Source organism: Janthinobacterium sp. PSPC1-1, assembly GCF_049897625.1.
In the GTDB taxonomy this organism is placed as follows: Bacteria; Pseudomonadota; Gammaproteobacteria; order Burkholderiales; family Burkholderiaceae_D; genus Janthinobacterium; species Janthinobacterium tructae.
On record NZ_JAFCWP010000003.1, the window covers coordinates 524,001 to 542,343 of the forward strand.

Sequence of the window (18,343 nt, forward strand, 5' to 3'; positions counted from 1 at the left end):
ACACCGGCCAAAACCTACTGCGCGTCGCGCTTTGCGGCCGGCGATGCTCACCGTACTAGAGTACGGTTGCGCTTCTCGGCCACAAATCATCGCCGCTCGCTACGGTTTTGTCCGGTGTCATGACTGCAGAATTAACTTATTGTGCGGCTCGCGCCACGCAACCTTTACCGAACGACACAGAAAACGAGTTCCACCATGAAAGCCATGATCTTTGCCGCAGGCCGCGGTGAACGGATGCGTCCGCTTACCGATACCTGTCCCAAACCGCTGCTGAAAGTGCGCGGCCGCCCGCTGATCGTCTGGCATGTGCTGAACCTGGTGCGCGCCGGCATCACGGACATCGTCATCAACCATTCCCACCTGGGCCACCTGATCGAGGAAACCCTGGGCGACGGCAGCGCGTATGGTGCGCGCATCGCGTATTCGCCGGAAAGCACGCCGCTGGAAACGGCGGGCGGCATCGCCCAGGCGCGCCACTTGCTGGGCGATGAACCATTTCTCGCCATTTCCGGCGACATCTATTGCCCCTACTTTGACTTCAAGCAAGTACTCGACGTGCTGGCCGACAAAGACGTGCTGGGCACGCCGTACCCGGCCGACCAGCGCGACATCGCCTGGACTTACCTGGTGCCCAATCCCGACTTCCATCCACAGGGGGACTTCGGCCTGACCTTGTTCGCGATCAACAATACCGACGACACCAAATGGACCTTCGCCAATATCGGCGTATACCGTCCCGAAATGTTCGACGGCATCACGCCGGGCAGCCACGCCAAACTGGGCGACCTGCTGCGCAGCTATGCGGACCAGGGCCGCGTGGGCGGCGAAGTCTATCCTGGCGAGTGGACCAATGTAGGTACGCCGGCGCAGCTCGACGCGCTCAATGGCATCACGGCCAGGGCCAGCGCAACATGATGGCCAATTACGCGGCACGGCGCGCGGCGCTGCTGGCGCAGATGCTGCCGGGCAGCGTGGCCATCCTCGCCACGGCGCCCGAAGTGCCGCGCAACAGCGATTGCGATTATCCGTATCGTCACGACAGCTATTTTTACTACCTCAGCGGTTTCACGGAACCCGACAGCGCCGTGGCGCTGGTGGCCGCCAGCGCCACGGCGCCCGCGCGCGCCATCCTGTTTTGCCGCGCCAAGAACACCGAGCGCGAAATCTGGGAAGGTTTCCGCCATGGCCCCGAGGCGGCACGCGCCAGCTTCGGTTTTGACAGCGCCTTCCCCATCGAGGAATTCGACGTGGAAATGACGCGCCTGCTGGCCGACGCCCCCGCCATCTACTATGCGCTGGGCGGCAGCCTCGATGCACAGGTCAAGGTCTGGCTGCACAGTGTGCGCAAGAAGGCGCGCAGCGGCGTCACGGCGCCCGCCATGGCCATTGAGCTCAACGGCATGCTCGACGCCATGCGCCTGCTGAAAGACACACAGGAACAACAGCTGATGCGCCGCGCGGCCGCCATTTCCAGCGCGGCCCACGTGCGCGCCATGCGCGCCACGCGGCCCGGCATGCACGAATACGCGCTGGAAGCGGAGCTGCTGTACGAATTTCGCCGCAGCGGCGCGCAGTTTCCCGCGTATTCCTCCATCGTGGCCGGCGGCGACAACGCCTGCATCCTGCATTACAGCGCCAACAACGCGGTATTACAGGACGGCGAACTGGTGCTGATTGACGCCGGCTGCGAACTCGATGGCTACGCGTCCGACATCACGCGCACGTATCCTGTCAACGGCCGCTTCAGCGGCCCGCAGCGGGCGCTGTATGAACTGGTGCTGGCCGCGCAGCAGGCAGCGCTGGACATGGTGCGCCCCGGCTTGCCGCACAGCGCCATCCACGAGGCGGCCGTGCAGGTGCTGGCGCAGGGCATGCTGGATTTGAACTTGCTGGACCGGCAAAAAAGCGGCAGTGCGCAGGACGTCGTCGCCGACAAGGCGTATATGCCCTTCTACATGCACGGCACCAGCCACTGGCTGGGCATGGACGTGCACGACGTGGGCACCTACCGCGACACGGGCGCGCCCGGCAAGCCATGGCGCGCTTTGGCACCGGGCATGCTGCTGACGGTGGAACCGGGCATCTATGTGCGCCCCGGCGCGGGTGTGCCGGAGCAGTTCTGGCATACCGGCATCCGCATCGAAGACGATGTGCTGGTCACGCCGCAAGGCCATGAAGTCTTCAGCACGGCGCCCAAGAGCGTCGCTGAAATCGAACAACTGATGTCACAGGATTAACGCCGCCGCATGCATACACCGTCCACTTTCGATCTCGCCATCTGCGGCGCCGGCCCCGTCGGCATGGCGCTGGCCGCCCTGCTGGTGCAGCGGGGTACACGCGCCGCCGGCATCGCCCTGCTCGACGCCAAATCCATCGAGCAAGCCAGGCGCGACCCGCGCACCATCGCCCTGTCGCACGGCAGCCGCCAGATTCTCGAGGAAGCGGGCGCCTGGCCCGTGGCAGCGACCCCGATTCATCAGATTCACGTCTCGCGCCGCGGCCAGTTCGGGCGCAGCCTGATGGACCGCAGCGAGCATGGCGTCGAGGCACTCGGTTATGTTGCCCGTTACGGCGCCGTCGTCAGCGCGCTGGCCGATGTGTGCGAGCGCCTGGGCGTGGTCAGCTTGCGCCCGGCGCTGGTGACGGGCACTGAGGAAGACGCCGACGGCGTCAGCGTGCAGATCGACCAGGCGGGCGCCGCATCGAGCTTGCGCGCCGGCCTGCTGGTGCAGGCCGAGGGTGGTCTGTTCGGCCAGCAGCCGGAGCGCGCCGTCAGCCGCGATTATGGCCAAAGCGCCATCATTGCCCATGTGCGTAGCAGCGCTCCCATCGCCCACCGCGCCTATGAGCGCTTCACCGACGAAGGCCCGCTGGCCCTGCTGCCGCAGGACGACGGCTACGCGCTGGTGTGGTGCGTGCCGCCCACGCGCGCCGAACAGTTGCTGGCCCTGGACGACTCTGCCTTCCTGGCACGCCTGGGCGACGCCTTCGGCAGCCGCCTGGGACGCTTTAGCTATACGACGGGCCGCCTGGCCTATCCACTGGGTCTGAACGCGCAGGCGGGCGGCACGGCGCGCACGGTCGCCATCGGCAATGCGGCGCAAACCCTGCACCCGGTGGCAGGGCAAGGCCTGAACCTGGGCTTGCGCGACGCCGCCGTGCTGGCCCGCGTACTGACGCAGGACAGCAGCCCGGCCGGCCTGGAACGCTATGCGCAATTGCGCCAGGCCGACCGTGGACTGACCGTGCGCGTCACCGACACCATGGCGCGCATCTTCACGGGCAGCGCTCCCACGCAAGGCTTGCTGGGACTGTCGCTGGGTTTGCTGGACGCCTTCCCGCCCGCGCGCAAGGGACTGGCGGAACTGATGATGTACGGCCGCCGCTGAATCTTGGCAATAAAAAAAGAACACGGGCGAAAAAGAAACAGCAAGCATATCCGGCATGGAGTAAACGGCCTGCGGATGCGACAATGCCTGTCACCTGGCTTTCGGCGACCGTTCCATGACAGATACTTTGCCCGCAACACCGCCTGCAGCTCTTCCCGAAGTACTTTTTTTCCGCCTGCTGGAAGATGCCCTCGACGCCGTCATCATCATCGACGAGCAGTGCCGTATCCGCTATATCAATGGCGCCATGCAGGCGCTGTCGGGCTATGCCAGCGGAGAATTGCTGGGCCAGACCCTGAACGGCCTGCTGCCCGACGCCGTCGGCGCGCAGCACGACAACCTCGTGATCAGCTACATCCGCAGCTCACGCAGCTCCAGCGTACTGGGCAAGATACGCGAATTTGCCATTCGCCACCGCGACACGCAAATGATCCCCATCGAAATGAAGGCGCTGGACCTGGGCGTGGTCGACGGCACGCGCTATTTCGGCGCATTTTTGCTCGATGTGCGCGAACGGCGCGAACTGGCGGCAAAAAACGCCAGCCTGCTGGCGCAGCTGGAACAGCAGGCGCTGTACGATGCGCTGACGTCGCTGCCCAACCGGCGCGCCTATGAAGCGCAGGCCGAGCAGGCGATGGCGCGCGCGGCGCGCAGCGGCGCCGCCCTGAGCGTGGGCGTGGCCGACCTCGACCACTTTAAAAAGATCAACGACCGCTACGGCCATGCCGTGGGCGACGCCGTGCTGCGCACGGTGGCGCAGGCGCTGCGCGACACGGGACGCATCACCGACGTGGCGGCGCGCCTCGGTGGCGAGGAATTCGGCCTGCTCTTCCCGGACGCCAGCCTGCAGCAGGCACACCAGGTGGCTGAACGCATCCGCGCGGCCGTGGCAGCGGCGGTCACCGTGCTGCCCGACGGCGCCCCGTTGCACGTCACCATCAGCATCGGCGTGGCGTCGCTGGTGCAAGGCGCCAGCCTGGACGCGGCCATATCGGATGCCGACAAGGCCCTGTACGCGGCCAAGCATCAGGGACGCAATAAAGTCGTCGCGGCAGCGACCGGCCAATAAAAACGGCCCGCGCAAGGCGGGCCGTCCGGTCGCTGCAAGCGGCATTTATTCGATAGCTTTCAGCATATCCTCGATCACCTTCTTGGCGTCGCCAAACACCATCATCGTGTTCGGCTGGTAGAACAGTTCATTGTCCAGGCCCGCATAGCCGGAAGCCATCGAGCGCTTGTTGACGATGATGCTCTTGGCCTTGTAGGCTTCCAGGATCGGCATGCCGGCGATCGGCGATGTCGGGTCTTTCGCCGCCGGGTTGACCACGTCGTTCGCGCCCAGCACCAGCACCACGTCCGTCTGGCCGAATTCGCCGTTGATGTCTTCCATCTCGAAGACCTGGTCGTACGGCACTTCCGCCTCGGCCAGCAGCACGTTCATGTGGCCCGGCATGCGCCCTGCCACCGGGTGGATCGCATACTTGACGGTGATGCCCTTGTGCGTGAGCTTTTCCACCAGTTCCTTCAACGAGTGCTGCGCGCGCGCCACGGCCAGGCCGTAGCCGGGCACGATGATGACGGTTTCCGCATTGCTCATGATGAAGGCGGCGTCGTCGGCCGACCCCGATTTCACGGGACGCTGTTCCTGCGCGCCGGCCACGCCTGCCGCCGGCGCAGCGCCGCCGAAGCCACCGAGGATGACGTTGAAGAACGAGCGGTTCATGGCCTTGCACATGATGTACGACAGGATCGCGCCGGAAGAACCGACCAATGATCCCGCGATGATCAGCATCGAGTTATTCAGCGAAAAACCGATGCCGGCCGCGGCCCAGCCGGAGTAACTGTTAAGCATCGACACCACCACCGGCATATCGGCGCCACCGATGGGGATGATGATCAACACGCCCAGCGCAAAGGCGATGACGGTCATGACGATGAACGGCGTCCAGGCCGGCTCCACCCCGTCGGCGAAACAGAACGCCAAGCCCAGGCCGACCATCAGCAGCGCCAGCACCAGGTTGAGCATGTGCTGGCCCTTGAAGCTGACGGGCGCGCCCTGGAACAGGCGGAACTTGTATTTGCCCGACAGCTTGCCGAAGGCGATCACCGAACCGGAGAACGTGATGGCGCCGACAAAGGTGCCGATAAACAACTCGAAACGGTTACCGATGGGCAGCGCCTGGCCTTGCTGGGCGATATTGAAGGCCCACGGTTCCGACACCGCTGCCACGGCGATGCACACGGCCGCCAGGCCGATCAGCGAGTGCATGGCCGCCACCAGTTCCGGCATCTTCGTCATTTCCACGGTTTTTGCCAGGTAGGCGCCGATGGCGCCGCCCGTGACGATGCCGATGATGACGAGGGTCAGGCCCATGCCGCCCGTTTGCTGCTCCTTCAGTTTCAGGATCAGCGCCACGGTGGTGACGGCCGCAATGGCCATGCCGCTCATGCCGAAGGCATTGCCGCGGCGCGCCGTCGAGGGCGACGACAGGCCTTTCAAGGCCTGGATGAAGCACACCGAGGCGATCAGGTACATCATCGTCACCAGATTCATGGTGACGAAGTTCATGGCGTGACTCATTCTTTTGCTCCTTGCTTGGCCTTCGGTTCTTTTTTGCGGAACATCTCGAGCATGCGCTGCGTGACGAGGAAGCCGCCGAACACGTTGACGGCGGCCAGCGCCACGGCCAGGGTGCCGGCCGCCTGCGCCAGCGGGCCTTGCGTCAGGCCGGCCGCCAGCATGGCGCCGACGATGATGATGGCGGAAATGGCATTGGTGACGGCCATCAGCGGCGTGTGCAGGGCTGGCGTGACGGTCCAGACGACGTGGTAGCCGACATAAATGGCCAGCACGAAGATGATCAGGTTGGTGATGGTGTGACTGATTTCCATGATGTTGTTCTCTCCGGCGCCGCGTTATTTACGTAAGATTTCACTACCTGCGCACACCAGGCTGGCCTTGATGATTTCATCCTCGCGGTCGATCAGCAATTGATCGTCCTTGTCGATGATGAGCTTTAAGAAGTCCAGCACGTTGCGCGCATACAGGGCCGAGGCGTCGGCCGCCACCAGGGTCGCCAGGTTCGGCTCGCCCACGATGTAGACGCCGTGCTTGATGACCGTCTTGCCCAGTTCTGACAGGGGGCAGTTGCCGCCCTGCTCGACGGCCAGGTCGACGATGACGGAACCAGGTTTCATGGCTTTCACCGTTTCTTCCGAGATCAGCACGGGTGCGGCGCGGCCGGGGATCAGGGCGGTGGTGATGATGATGTCGGCTAGTTTCGCCCGCTCATGCACCAGTTCGGCCTGGCGGCGCATCCAGTCGGCCGGCATGGCGCGCGCATAGCCGCCCGAGCCCTTGGCGATTTCCTTTTCTTCATCGGTGAGGAAAGGCACGTCGAGGAATTTCGCGCCCAGCGACTCCACTTGTTCCTTGACGGGCGGGCGCACGTCGGACGCTTCGATGACGGCGCCCAGGCGCTTGGCCGTGGCGATTGCCTGCAGACCGGCCACTCCCACCCCCATGATCAGTACGCGGGCGGCCTTGACGGTGCCGGCCGCCGTCATCAGCATGGGCATGAAGCGCTGGTAGGTATTCGCCGCCACCAGCACCGCCTTGTAGCCGGCGATATTCGCCTGCGAGGACAGCACGTCCATCGACTGCGCGCGCGTGATGCGCGGCACGGCTTCCAGGGCGAAGGCGGACAGGCCGGCCGTGGCCATGGCGGCGATATTGTCCGCGTCAAACGGGTTGAGCATGCCGATCAGCACCGTGCCGCTGGCCATCAAGGCCCGTTCAGGGGCATCGGGGGCGCGCACCTTGAGCACGATGGCGCAGCCATAGGCTTCCTGGGCGGTGCCGATCTGCGCGCCGGCGGCGGCATACGCCTCGTCGGGAATCGACGCTTGCAAGCCTGCTCCCGCCTGCACGATGATCTGATGCTTGGCTGCCAGCTTCTTGACTGTCTCGGGCGTGGCTGCCACCCGCGTTTCACCAGGCCGTGTTTCGGCCGGTATGCCTATCCTCATGATGCCTCCGCTAATTGATAAACTGACTAGAATCTAACACGGAAAGCAGCGCGTTAAACGTTTGTGAACCAGCAACTTCTAGTTGTACGACACTAATTTCACCAGCATCCCCCAATTCGTTTCACCATGCGGCGCGGCGACCATATTGTGGAAATGTGTGTCAATCTCACCACAGTCGAGCCTGCGTGCGCGCTTGTTTTGACCACAGGGAAAGCCTATATTAGCGGGCGTTTCCTGCCATCTTGCCGACTAAGCCCCCATGCTAGTGCGCGCCCCGGGAAAGACGTAAGTACCTCCCACCGCTATTTGCTAAAACGTTGTCATTTATCAATATGTCCGCGCAACAGAAGGCCGGGTTCAAACCGCGCGCGCAGAACAAGATAAAATGTCGGCTCTTTCAAGGATGGAATCATGCCGAGAATCTGGAAACCCTCTGTCACCGTTGCCGCCATCGTCGAGCGCGACGGCCTGTTTTTACTGATTGAAGAAGAAACCAGCGAAGGCATCAAGCTCAATCAGCCGGCCGGCCATCTCGATCCGTTCGAGTCGCTGGAACAGGCGGTGATCCGCGAAACGCTGGAAGAAGCGGCCTACGATTTCATCCCCACGGCACTGGTCGGCATGTACATGTCGCGCTATCAGTCACTGCGCACGGGCGAGGACGTGACCTATTTGCGCTTCACCTTTTGCGGCACGGCCGGCGCCGAGCATGACCGCCCGCTGGACGAAGGCATCATCCGCACCCTGTGGATGACGCGCGACGAGCTGGCCGCATGCCAGGAGCGCCACCGCAGCCCTCTGGTGCTGCAGTGCGTGGACGAATACCTGGCTGGCCGGCGCGCGCCGCTGGCCCTGCTGCATACGCATGCGTCCGTTTTCAATAGCGCATAGCAATCATTTAAAAGTAACTGGAAAGCAAGATGAGCAAGAAGAAAGTCGTTATCGGCATGTCCGGCGGGGTCGATTCCTCGGTCGCGGCATGGATGCTGAAGGAACAAGGCTATGAAGTCATCGGCCTGTTCATGAAAAACTGGGAAGATGACGACGATTCGGAATACTGCTCCACGCGCCAGGACTGGATCGACGCGGCCAGCGTGGCCGACGTCATCGGCGTCGATATCGAAGCCGTCAATTTCGCCTCCGAATACAAGGACCGCGTGTTCGCCGATTTTTTACGCGAATACCAGGCCGGCCGCACGCCGAACCCGGACGTGCTGTGCAACGCCGAAATCAAGTTCAAGGCGTTTCTTGACCACGCCATGACCCTGGGCGCCGACCTGATCGCCACCGGCCACTACGCGCGCGTGCGCCAGGCGCCCACCGATGCGGGACGCTATGAACTGCTGAAAGCCGTCGACGCCAGCAAGGATCAAAGCTACTTCCTGCACCGGCTGAACCAGGCGCAATTGTCGAAAACCCTGTTTCCGCTCGGTGAAATCCCGAAGACGCAAGTGCGCCAGATCGCCGAACAGCTGGCCCTGCCGAACGCGCAGAAGAAGGATTCGACGGGCATCTGTTTTATCGGCGAACGCCCGTTCCGCGAATTTTTGAACCGCTACCTGTCCTACAAACCGGGCCCGATGAAGACGGCCGATGGCAAGACGGTGGGCGAACACGTGGGCCTGAGTTTTTATACGCTGGGCCAGCGCAAGGGCATCGGCATCGGCGGCGTGAAGTCGTACCAGAACGCGGACGGCAGCAGCGACGCCTGGTATGTGGCGCGCAAGGATATCGCCAATAACACCCTGTGGGTGGTGCAGGGCCATGACCATCCGTGGCTGCTGTCGCCCGCCTTGACGGCAGACCAGGCCAGCTGGGTCGCGGGCGTGGCGCCGCAAGCGGGCGCCCTGTCCGCCAAGACGCGCTACCGCCAGGCCGACGTGGCTTGCCAGCTGCTGCCGGAGGGAAATGAACACTTCAGCCTGGCGTTTGACCAGGCACAATGGGCCGTCACGCCGGGCCAGTCGGCTGTGCTGTACGACGGCGACGTGTGCCTGGGGGGCGGGATTATCGCCAGCGCCACGGGCTTGCCCTGATCATGGACTGAAAGGATACGCTGATGCACACACTGCACGCCCGGATTGTCACCGCATGGAATGCCTTACCCGTAGTCCTGCAAGCCAGCTTGCTGCTGAGTGCCGCAGCGTACTGTTTGCTGCATCTCGGAAAGTCATTGGGCCAGGCACTGTATTACCTGACCCACTGACACCTGACAATGCCACCAGTTCAGCCGGGCTGATTGGTCGATTGCGCAGCGGCGGCCAGCGCCTGCTGCTGCTTGCGCACCATGGCAATGACCGTATTGCGCACGGTTTTCAGGACCGTGTCGGCCATGAAGGGTTTCACGATGAAGCCCGACACGCCCATCGCATGGGCCGCCTGCAGCGAGGCGGCGTCGATGCCGCCCGAGACCATGAAAATGAGCGTCTTCGGGTACTGCGCGCGGATGGTTTGCACCACATTGCTGCCGTCTTCCACCTGCTCGCGCGCGATGCAGACGAAATGCGGATGGTGCTTGACCAGCAGCGCCAGTCCCAGCGCGCTGGTATGCGTCTGCCCGCAGACATCGTAGCCGCCATCGGTCAGGACCGAGTTCAGCAGACCGCGCGCCACGGCGCTGCTATCGATCAGGACTGTTTTTAACATCATGATTGCTTTCCTTGCTTGATTGTTCTTGCCTGGCGTTCTACTTTTCCCACGCGAGCTTGTTCCAGGTCACGCCTAAAACTACGTCGGTCTTGAGTTCCACCAACTTTCTTGAAAGATACAGTATTTCCCGCTCTTTTCGCAGGCTTTCGCCCAGCGCACCGGGCAAAATCCCTGCGCCTGCCATCACGGCGTCGATACTGCCGTAACCGCGCAACAGTTTCGCCCCCGTTTTCAGGCCGATCTTCGACACACCGGGGATGCTGTCGGTGACGTCGCCCATCAGCGCCAGCAGGTCGGGCAGCAGTTCCGGCGGCACGCCGAACTTTTTCTCGACCCAGGCGCGGTCGTGCCAGATGCCCTTGAAATGGTCCCACACGAGCGCACCGTGCGCGATCAGGCCATGCAAATCCTTGTCGGTGGTGGCGATGACGGCCGCGCCGCGCCCCTCGTGCAGCCAGCGCATGACGGCCGTGCCGATCACGTCGTCGGCCTCGACCTCGGGAATGCTCACGACATGCATGCCGAAGCTGGCCAGGGTGGCGTAAAAGCCGGGCAAGGCGTCGCGCAGCACCTGCGGCATGGGCTGGCGCCCCTCGCGGTAACCGGCATACAGGGCGTGGCGCCAGGTCGGGCCACCAAAGTCGAAGGCCGGCAGGATGTGCGTCGGCTCGTGGTCGTTGATGAGGGTGCGGAACGACGACAGCGCGTGGCGCAGCGCAATCTCCGCCTTCAGGTCGGAATCGGGTTCAGGACTGGCTTCGTAGACGCGGCGTACGATATTCAAGCCGTCGATAGCGAGGAGTCTGGCCATGCGGTAAGTGGATGCTGGTTGAATCGGGCATTTTACCGTATGGTTCCCCGCACATAGCCCTTGAATGCCCCTTATTTGGCGAAATCGTAGGGCCCGCCTTTTTCCAGGGCGCGCTGGTAGGCAGGCCGCGCGTGGATGCGCTGCAGGAACGCCGTCAGCTTCGGCAGGCGCTCGTCGAGTCCACCGCGCATGGCGGCCGCTTCCAGCGGAAAGCTCATCTGGATGTCTGCCGCCGTGAATTCATTGCCGGCAAACCATTTGGTGTTCTCCAGCTCCGCTTCCATGTAGGCCAGTTGGCTGTTGATATTGGGCAGGATGAAACTGCTCTTGACCTTGCTGGCGATGCCGCGCGCGATGGGCTTGACGAAAAATGGCATGGGCGACGATTCGACCTTGTCGAACACCAGTTTCATCAGCAGCGGCGGCATGGCCGAGCCTTCCGCGAAGTGCAGCCAGTAAGTCCAGCGCAGCTTCTCCGGCGTGCCCGCCGCCGGTATCAAGCGGCCATTGCCGTAGCGCTCGACCAGGTAGTCGATGATGGCGCCCGATTCGGCGATGGTGTGGGCGCCATCCGTGATCACGGGCGACTTGCCCAGGGGATGCACGGCTTTCAAGGAAGCGGGCGCCAGCATGGTTTTCGGGTCGCGCTGGTAGCGCTTGACCTCATATTCCAGGCCCAGTTCCTCAAGCAGCCAGAGCACGCGCTGCGAGCGCGAATTGTTCAGATGATGGACGACGATCATGGTGTTTCCCGTTAGGCGATGGTTGGGTTCCAGTATAGCCGGGACGGGAAAATCGCGGCGGCAGGGGCGGTACACAAAAGAAATTGCAAAAAACAGCATTTTCAATTGATAACTTTTCAATCTTGCCTTATCTTGTTTTGTTTCCAATAAGTAAGGAAACCCTCCGTGGATTTCGACACAAACAACACCATGCCCCAGCGCGAAGCCATTACCTTCAGCGCCACCGGCAGCGAATACTTCCGTATCTGGATCGTCAACCTGTTGCTGAGCATCGTCACCCTGGGCATTTACTCCGCCTGGGCCAAGGTGCGCCGCAACCGCTATTTCTATTCCAGCACCCACCTGGCAGGCAGCAGCTTCGAATACCATGGCAATGCGGTCGCCATCCTGAAAGGCCGCATCGCCGCCGTGGTGCTGATCGCCGGCTACAACATCGCCTTCCAGGTCTCGCCCATCGTCGGCCTGATCATGCTGGTGCTGATGGCTGCCATCCTGCCCTGGCTGGTCTGGAAAAGCCTGCAATTCAAGCTGTACAACACCAGCTACCGCGGCATCCGCTTCGGCTTTGGCGGCAGCGCCAGGGAAGCCTACAAATACTTCCTGTGGCTGCCCATCCTGAATACCTTCACGGGCGGCCTGATGACGCCTTTCCTGCACCAGCGCCTGAAGCGCTTCCAGCACACGCAAAGCCGTTTCGGCGCCACCCATTTCAGCTTTGACGCCACGGTCGGCAGCTTCTACAAAACCTACCTGCTGTTCTTCGCGCTCCTGCTGGGTGGCTTGCTGGTCCTGATCTTCGTCGTCTTCGGCAGCGTGTTCGCCTCGTTTGCGGCCAATGCGAATGACAGCACCAAGGTTGGCAGCCTGCTGTTTGCCATCGGCGCCTTGTACCTGTGGGCGTTCACCGTGCTGCCGCTGTTCCTGACCATGATCCAGAACCTGATCTGGAACCACACGCGCTTGCAGCAGCACCAGTTCCAGTCGCAGCTGACATGGGGCCGCACCACCTTCATCATGCTGACCAATCTGCTGGGCATCGTCGTCACCCTGGGCCTGTTTACGCCATTCGCCCATGTGCGCTGGCTGAAGTACCGTCTGGAAGCGACTTCCATGCTGGTGCATGGCAGCCTTGACGAGTTTGTCGCCGCCACGGGCCAGCAAGTATCGGCCACGGGTGAAGGCATGGTCGACCTGCTGGACTTCGACCTGTCGATGTAAGCATGGACGCCAACACGCAAGCCAGCCACGCGCCCCTGGCTGGCCGCTATTTCGACGGCCAGAGTTCGCGCCTGTACCACGTGACACTGTCCGTGCGCGATGGCGTGGCTGTGCTGGCGGGCGACATCGAGCGCAGCTGCCCGCTGGGCGAGCTGCACGTGTCCGAACGCAGCAGCCACGCCGTGCGCAAGGTCAGCTTTCCCGACGGCGCCTACCTGGAGATCGCCGACCAGGCGGCCTTCAACGACATGCTGCATGACACGGGCCACCGCGACGGCTGGGTAGTGCGGCTGCAGCAAAGCTGGCGCGGCGCCCTGCTGGCCACGGTCGCCACCGTGCTGGCCCTGTGGCTCAGCTATCAGTACCTGCTGCCCGTGGTGGCGAAAGGCATCGCCTATGCGATTCCCCAGTCCGTCGAGCGGCAACTGGGCCAGGGCGTGCTCGATATGCTGGACCGCCATGTATTCGCGCCAAGCCAGCTCGATGGCGCGCGCCAGCAAGCCTTGCGCAGCCAGTTCGCGCGCCTGGCCACGCCCGGCGACAGTACGCCCGTGCACCGTATCGTTTTTCGCAAGAGCAAGATCGGTGCGAACGCGTTTGCCCTGCCGTCCGGCGACATCGTGCTGACCGATGAAATGGTGGAACTGCTGCCGGATGACGCCGCCATCATGGGCGTGCTGGCGCATGAACTGGGCCATCTGCAGCAGCGCCACCTGACGCGGCGCATCATCCAGACCTCGGCCGTGGGCGCCGGCGCGGCGCTGCTGTTCGGCGACGTGTCGACGGTGGTGGCCACCGTGCCGCCACTGCTGCTGGACTTGAAGTACTCGCGCGATGTCGAACGCGAGGCGGACGACTACGCGATTGCCATGCTGCGCCAGAACGGCATTGCGCTGGAACACCTGGCGCAAGTGTTTGTCGCCCTGGGCAAGCTGGACGAGGGCACGCCGTATCTGTCGAGCCATCCGGCCAGCGCAGAGCGCATCGAAAGGATCCGCGCAGCACAGCGCTAAGTCTTCACGCAGCGTCCACCGGGCGCCGCGCTCTTTCCCACCAGCACGTTCCGCAAATCGAAGGTAGACTCGACAGTATCAGTCTGACTTCACCGGAGTGCCCATGCACCTAGTACCATTTCGCTACCTGACCTTCATTGCGACGGCCGCCATCTTTGTCCTGTCCCTGTTTTACTACGACCATTACTGGCTGCCCGTGCTGGCCGGTGCATTGACCCTGGTCGGCATCAGCGACCTGCTGCAGACGAAGCGCGCGCTGCGCCGCAACTATCCCATCCTCGCGCATTTCCGCTTTTTCTTCGAGAGCATCCGCCCCGAAATCCGCCAGTACTTCCTGGAAAGCGACAGCGAGGCGACGCCGTTTTCGCGCAGCCAGCGCAGCATCGTCTACCAGCGCGCCAAGGAACAGACGGACAAGCGCCCGTTCGGCACCCAACTCGACGTGTATGCGGCGGGCTATGAATGGATCAACCATTCCATCGCCCCCGCCAAGGTCACGGGCCACGACTTCCGCATCGAGATCGGCAACCACCCCGACTGCCCGCGCACAAAGCCGTATTCGGCCAGCGTCTTCAATATCTCGGCGATGAGCTTTGGCGCCCTGTCGGCCAACGCCATCCTGGCCCTGAACGGCGGCGCGCGCAGCGGCGGCTTCATGCACGACACGGGCGAAGGCAGCATCAGCCCCTATCACCGCGAAAACGGCGGCGACCTGATGTGGGAAATCGGCTCCGGTTACTTCGGCTGCCGCAACCAGGACGGCACGTTTTCGGAAGAACGCTTCATCGCCAACGCCAGCTCGGAGCAGGTGAAAATGATCGAGCTGAAAATGTCGCAGGGCGCCAAGCCGGGCCACGGCGGCGTGCTGCCCGGCCCGAAAGTAACGATCGAAATCGCTACCACGCGCGGCGTGATGGTGGGCGAGGATTGCGTCTCGCCAGCGGCGCACAGCGCCTTTTCCACGCCACTGGAAATGCTGCACTTTATCGACCGCCTGCGCACCCTGTCGGGCGGCAAGCCGACGGGCTTCAAGCTGGCCATCGGCCACCCGTGGGAGTTTTTCGCCATCGTGAAAGCCATGCTGGAAACGGGCATCACGCCCGACTTCATCGTCGTCGACGGCAGCGAAGGCGGCACGGGCGCGGCACCGCTGGAATTTACGGACCATGTGGGCACGCCGCTGCAGGAAGCGCTGGTGCTGGTGCATAACACCCTGGTGGGCGCCAACCTGCGCGCAAAGATCAAGATCGGCTGCTCGGGCAAGATCATCACGGCCTTCGACATCGCCCGCCTGCTGGCGCTGGGCGCCGACTGGTGCAATTCGGCGCGCGGCTTCATGTTCGCGCTGGGCTGCATCCAGTCGCAAAGCTGCCACACGGACCGCTGCCCCACGGGCGTGGCCACACAAGACCCGCAGCGCCAGCGCGCGCTGGTGGTGTCCGACAAGATTGCCCGCGTGGCGCACTTCCACCAGAACACCATGAAGGCGCTGGCCGAACTGATCGCCGCCGCCGGCCTGGCGCACCCGCAGGAACTGCGCCCGCACCACCTGGTGCGCCGTATCTCGCCGAACCAGGTGAAACTGGCCTCGGCCCTGCTGCCCTTCCTGGAAGCGGGCCAGCTGCTCGACCCGAGCCAGCTGCCGCAGCTGCCGCCCGTGTTCGGCCTGTACTGGCCCAAGGCGCAGGCGGTATCGTTCCAGCGCCTGGATTGATACGACGTTTGCGCAAGTGGATCAATACCACTTAATAACCACTTGCGCAAAAACCCAAATCCAATACAATACCAAAACAAGTACAAAACCAAGGCAGCTTTTCCGGTGACCGCCATGATGCGCCACCACGGTGCCAGAATACGTATGTCGTCGTCACAATCAATACCGGAGGAGTTGCAGCATGGAGCAGGGTTTGCGCGAGAAAGTAGGACAGTTGTTCATGGTGGGCTTCGACGCCCTGCAGGCGGACGAGCATATCAAGACCTTGATACGCGAAAAGAAGGTAGGCGGCGTGATCCTGTTCCGCCGCAACGTACACACGCCTGCGCAAGTGTCCGCGCTGTGCCGCGAACTGCAGGAAATCAATGCGGAAGTGTCCGACATCCCGCTCTTGATCTCCATCGACCAGGAAGGCGGCATGGTGATGCGCATTGAGCAGGGCGTCACGCCGATTCCCGCGGCGATGGCCTTCCAGGCGGCCGGCTCGGTGGAAGATTGCGAACGCATGAACCAGATCAGCGGCGATGAAATGCGCCAGGTGGGCATCAACCTGCTGCTCGCGCCCGTGCTGGACGTGAACAACAACCGCAACAACCCCGTCATCGGCGTGCGCGCCTATGGCGAGGATGCCGCCACCGTCATCGATTACGGCATGGCCGCCATGCGCGGCCAGCGCGCCAGCGGCATGGCCGTGACCGCCAAGCACTTCCCCGGCCACGGCGACACGGCCATCGACACGCATTACGCCATGGCCCTGGTGCCACACGACAAGGAACGCCTGCGCGCCGTGGAACTGGCGCCCTTCCGCGCGGCCATTGCCGGCGGCGTCGACGCCATCATGACGGCGCACGTGGTCTTCCCCGCCTTCGAAGCCGACACCAGCGTGCCGGCCACCCTGTCGAAAGGCGTGCTGACGGACCTGCTGCGAGGTGAAATGCAATACAAGGGCGTCGTCATTACCGACTGCCTGGAAATGGCGGCCATCGCCGACGGCATCGGCATCGCCCAGGGCGCCATCGCCACCTTGCAGGCAGGCGCCGACATCGTCCTCATCTCGCACCGCGAAGCGCAGCAGACGGTGGCCATCGACGCCGTCATCGCCGCCGTGGAGCGCGGTGACATTGCGATCTCGCGCATCGACGCGGCTTGCGCGCGCGTGGCGGAACTCAAGCGCAACCGCGCCGTGCGCGACTGGCGCGAACGTCCCGTCGCCCCGCCGGCGCTGATGCAGCCGGCCGCCATGGCCCTGTCGCAGCTGCTGCAAAAAGCGGCACTGCGCGTGCAGGGCGAGTACCGCGCGCTCGACGCCAGCCTGCCCGTGACCCTGCTGACGGTGGAAGTGCGTTCGCGCAGCGAAATCGATGAAGTGGCGCTGGGCCGCAACAAGGAAGCGCGCAGCTCCATGCTGCCGGCGCTCCTGGCGGCGGGCCTGGACGTGCGCGAATACGCCTTGTCGGCCGAAGCGCTGGACGAAGAGGTCAACCAGGCCATCGCCTTTGCGCAAGGCGCGCAGCAGATCGTGCTGCAAACGTATAACGCCATGTTCGTCGAGGGCCAGCGCCGCCTGGTCGAGGCCCTGCCGCAGGATAAACTGTGGCTGGTGGCGGGCCGTTTGCCGTATGACCTGGACCTGGCGCCCCACGCGCAAGGCCGCCTGGCCGCCTTCGGCTGCCGCCCGGCCGCGCTGGTGCCGGTCGTGGAAAAACTGGCAGGCCAGGCGTAAAGCCACGCCGCCGTCATGCACATGCCGGGCATTGCCCGGCATTTTTTATGCCGCGCCGCAATCGAAGCGCACGCCCGTCATCTGCTCGCTGAGCGCCCATAGCCGGCGTGCCTGCGCGGGATCGGCGGCCCAGCGCCGCACGCCCGGCCCCGTGCTGTCGTCCGCCACCAGGGCGGCGATGTCGCAATCCTCGCAATACACGCCACCGATACCATCGAGCTGCGCGCTGGTGGCGCACCAGACGGCGGTGGCGGCGCCCTGCGCCACATTCTTGAAGCCCGATTGCGGCGGCGGATTCACCTTGCCTGCGTCGTCCAGCGCGCCCACGCGACGCAGGTCATCGAGGTCCAGGTGGCGCAGCAGCGGCGTCAGGATGGCGCCCGGATGCAGCGAGTAGGCGCGCACGCCGTGCGCTGCGGCGCGCCGGTCCAGCTCCACGGCAAACAGGGCGTTAGCGCTTTTCGACTGCGCATATGCGCGCCACTTGTCGTACGGCTGGCGCAGGAAATGCGGGTCATCCAGGTCGACGCCTGCCTGCCGGTGTCCCAGCGACGACACGCACACCACGCGCGCCCCCTGCGCCCGCCGCAAGGCCGGCCACAAACCCGCCGTCAGCTGGAAATGCCCCAGGTGATTCGTCGCGAACTGCGCCTCGTAGCCGCGCGCATCGCGCAGCAGGGGCGTGGCCATGATGCCGGCGCCGTTGACCAGCAGGTGCAGGGCGCGGCCGGTGGCAAGAAAGGCGGCGGCAAAGGCGTCGATTGATTGCGGATCGAGCAGGTCGAGCGCGGCGACCTCCACGCCGGCCATGCCATCCAGGGTCGCTTGCGCCTGATGCGGGTCGCGCGCCGGCACCAGTACACGGGCGCCGGCGCCGGCCAGCACGCGCACCGTTTCCAGCCCCAGGCCCGAGGCGCCGCCCGTGACGATGGCCTGCATGCCGGACAGGTCGCGCCCGGCCAGCGCCTCGGTGGCGGTCGTGGTGGCGTCGAAGCCGGAGTGCAGGGGAGTTTGTTTGTTGTCGATGCGGTCCATGGGATCTGCCTTTGCAAGT

17 protein-coding genes are annotated in these 18,343 nt (G+C 63.9%); 10 read left to right on the top strand and 7 right to left on the bottom strand.

The features are described from left to right. Positions 1–195: 195 nt before the first annotated feature. The 4 genes from murU (at position 196) to ACP7EG_RS13465 (ending at position 4,458) form a co-directional block, all read left to right on the top strand. The gene (gene murU, locus ACP7EG_RS13450; protein ID WP_426087988.1) at positions 196–915 is read left to right on the top strand and encodes an N-acetylmuramate alpha-1-phosphate uridylyltransferase MurU; all 720 of its coding nucleotides are present in this window, start codon (positions 196–198) and stop codon (positions 913–915) included. Then, positions 915–2,237 carry an aminopeptidase P N-terminal domain-containing protein gene (locus ACP7EG_RS13455; protein ID WP_426088063.1) on the top strand — a complete coding sequence of 441 codons (1,323 nt, stop codon included), beginning with the start codon at positions 915–917 and terminating at the stop codon, positions 2,235–2,237. Before murU ends, ACP7EG_RS13455 begins: the two co-directional genes overlap by 1 nt. Before the next feature lie 9 nt (positions 2,238–2,246). Then, positions 2,247–3,389 carry a UbiH/UbiF/VisC/COQ6 family ubiquinone biosynthesis hydroxylase gene (locus tag ACP7EG_RS13460; protein WP_426087989.1) on the top strand — a complete coding sequence of 381 codons (1,143 nt, stop codon included), beginning with the start codon at positions 2,247–2,249 and terminating at the stop codon, positions 3,387–3,389. Positions 3,390–3,504: 115 nt separating this feature from the next. Beyond that, the gene (locus tag ACP7EG_RS13465) at positions 3,505–4,458 is read left to right on the top strand and encodes a GGDEF domain-containing protein (RefSeq protein WP_426087990.1); all 954 of its coding nucleotides are present in this window, start codon (positions 3,505–3,507) and stop codon (positions 4,456–4,458) included. A 45-nt stretch (positions 4,459–4,503) separates the two neighbouring features. Here the strand turns inward: ACP7EG_RS13465 and ACP7EG_RS13470 are convergent, their stop codons facing one another. The 3 genes from ACP7EG_RS13470 to ACP7EG_RS13480 are packed head-to-tail and all read right to left on the bottom strand — an operon-like array spanning position 4,504 to position 7,418. Beyond that, positions 4,504–5,958 carry an NAD(P)(+) transhydrogenase (Re/Si-specific) subunit beta gene (locus ACP7EG_RS13470; protein WP_426088064.1) on the bottom strand — a complete coding sequence of 485 codons (1,455 nt, stop codon included), beginning with the start codon at positions 5,956–5,958 and terminating at the stop codon, positions 4,504–4,506. Between the two features lie 8 nt (positions 5,959–5,966). Further along, positions 5,967–6,281 (bottom strand): NAD(P) transhydrogenase subunit alpha, encoded by a 315-nt coding sequence (locus ACP7EG_RS13475; protein ID WP_035822749.1) that lies wholly within the window; start codon positions 6,279–6,281, stop codon positions 5,967–5,969. Between the two features lie 24 nt (positions 6,282–6,305). Continuing rightward, complete coding sequence (locus ACP7EG_RS13480) at positions 6,306–7,418, bottom strand: Re/Si-specific NAD(P)(+) transhydrogenase subunit alpha (RefSeq protein ID WP_426087991.1); 1,113 nt, start codon at positions 7,416–7,418, stop codon at positions 6,306–6,308. Positions 7,419–7,829: 411 nt separating this feature from the next. On the opposite strand from ACP7EG_RS13480, the gene ACP7EG_RS13485 reads away from it, so the two are divergent. Next, a complete protein-coding gene (locus ACP7EG_RS13485) occupies positions 7,830–8,309 on the top strand; it encodes an NUDIX hydrolase (RefSeq protein ID WP_010401817.1) in 480 nt (159 codons plus the stop codon). 29 nt (positions 8,310–8,338) lie between these two features. Next, on the top strand, positions 8,339–9,454 hold the full coding sequence (gene mnmA / locus ACP7EG_RS13490) for a tRNA 2-thiouridine(34) synthase MnmA (RefSeq protein ID WP_426087992.1): 1,116 nt from the start codon (positions 8,339–8,341) through the stop codon (positions 9,452–9,454). 190 nt (positions 9,455–9,644) lie between these two features. Here mnmA and ACP7EG_RS13495 read toward each other — a convergent pair whose 3' ends face one another. The 3 genes from ACP7EG_RS13495 to ACP7EG_RS13505 form a co-directional block, all read right to left on the bottom strand. After that, positions 9,645–10,064 (bottom strand): response regulator, encoded by a 420-nt coding sequence (locus ACP7EG_RS13495; protein WP_426088065.1) that lies wholly within the window; start codon positions 10,062–10,064, stop codon positions 9,645–9,647. Positions 10,065–10,104: 40 nt separating this feature from the next. Beyond that, on the bottom strand, positions 10,105–10,878 hold the full coding sequence (locus ACP7EG_RS13500; RefSeq protein ID WP_426087993.1) for a 5'-3' exonuclease: 774 nt from the start codon (positions 10,876–10,878) through the stop codon (positions 10,105–10,107). 71 nt (positions 10,879–10,949) lie between these two features. After that, positions 10,950–11,621, bottom strand: a complete 672-nt coding sequence (locus tag ACP7EG_RS13505; protein ID WP_426087994.1) for a glutathione S-transferase — start codon at positions 11,619–11,621, stop codon at positions 10,950–10,952. A gap of 165 nt (positions 11,622–11,786) precedes the next feature. Between ACP7EG_RS13505 and ACP7EG_RS13510 the strand changes: the two genes are divergently transcribed. The 4 genes from ACP7EG_RS13510 to nagZ all read left to right on the top strand — a co-directional run bounded on the left by ACP7EG_RS13510 (position 11,787) and on the right by nagZ (position 17,289). Further along, positions 11,787–12,839, top strand: coding sequence for a YjgN family protein (locus ACP7EG_RS13510; protein WP_426087995.1), 1,053 nt, complete (start codon positions 11,787–11,789; stop codon positions 12,837–12,839). A gap of 2 nt (positions 12,840–12,841) precedes the next feature. Then, positions 12,842–13,852: a M48 family metallopeptidase gene (locus tag ACP7EG_RS13515; protein ID WP_426087996.1), complete on the top strand. Its 1,011-nt coding sequence runs from the start codon at positions 12,842–12,844 to the stop codon at positions 13,850–13,852. 103 nt (positions 13,853–13,955) lie between these two features. Then, entirely contained in the window at positions 13,956–15,566 is a 1,611-nt protein-coding gene (locus ACP7EG_RS13520) for an FMN-binding glutamate synthase family protein (protein WP_426087997.1), read from the top strand. 181 nt (positions 15,567–15,747) lie between these two features. Continuing rightward, positions 15,748–17,289 carry a beta-N-acetylhexosaminidase gene (gene nagZ / locus ACP7EG_RS13525; RefSeq protein ID WP_426087998.1) on the top strand — a complete coding sequence of 514 codons (1,542 nt, stop codon included), beginning with the start codon at positions 15,748–15,750 and terminating at the stop codon, positions 17,287–17,289. Between the two features lie 45 nt (positions 17,290–17,334). Here nagZ and ACP7EG_RS13530 read toward each other — a convergent pair whose 3' ends face one another. After that, on the bottom strand, positions 17,335–18,315 hold the full coding sequence (locus ACP7EG_RS13530) for an oxidoreductase (RefSeq protein ID WP_426088066.1): 981 nt from the start codon (positions 18,313–18,315) through the stop codon (positions 17,335–17,337). Between the last annotated feature and the right edge of the window lie 28 nt (positions 18,316–18,343).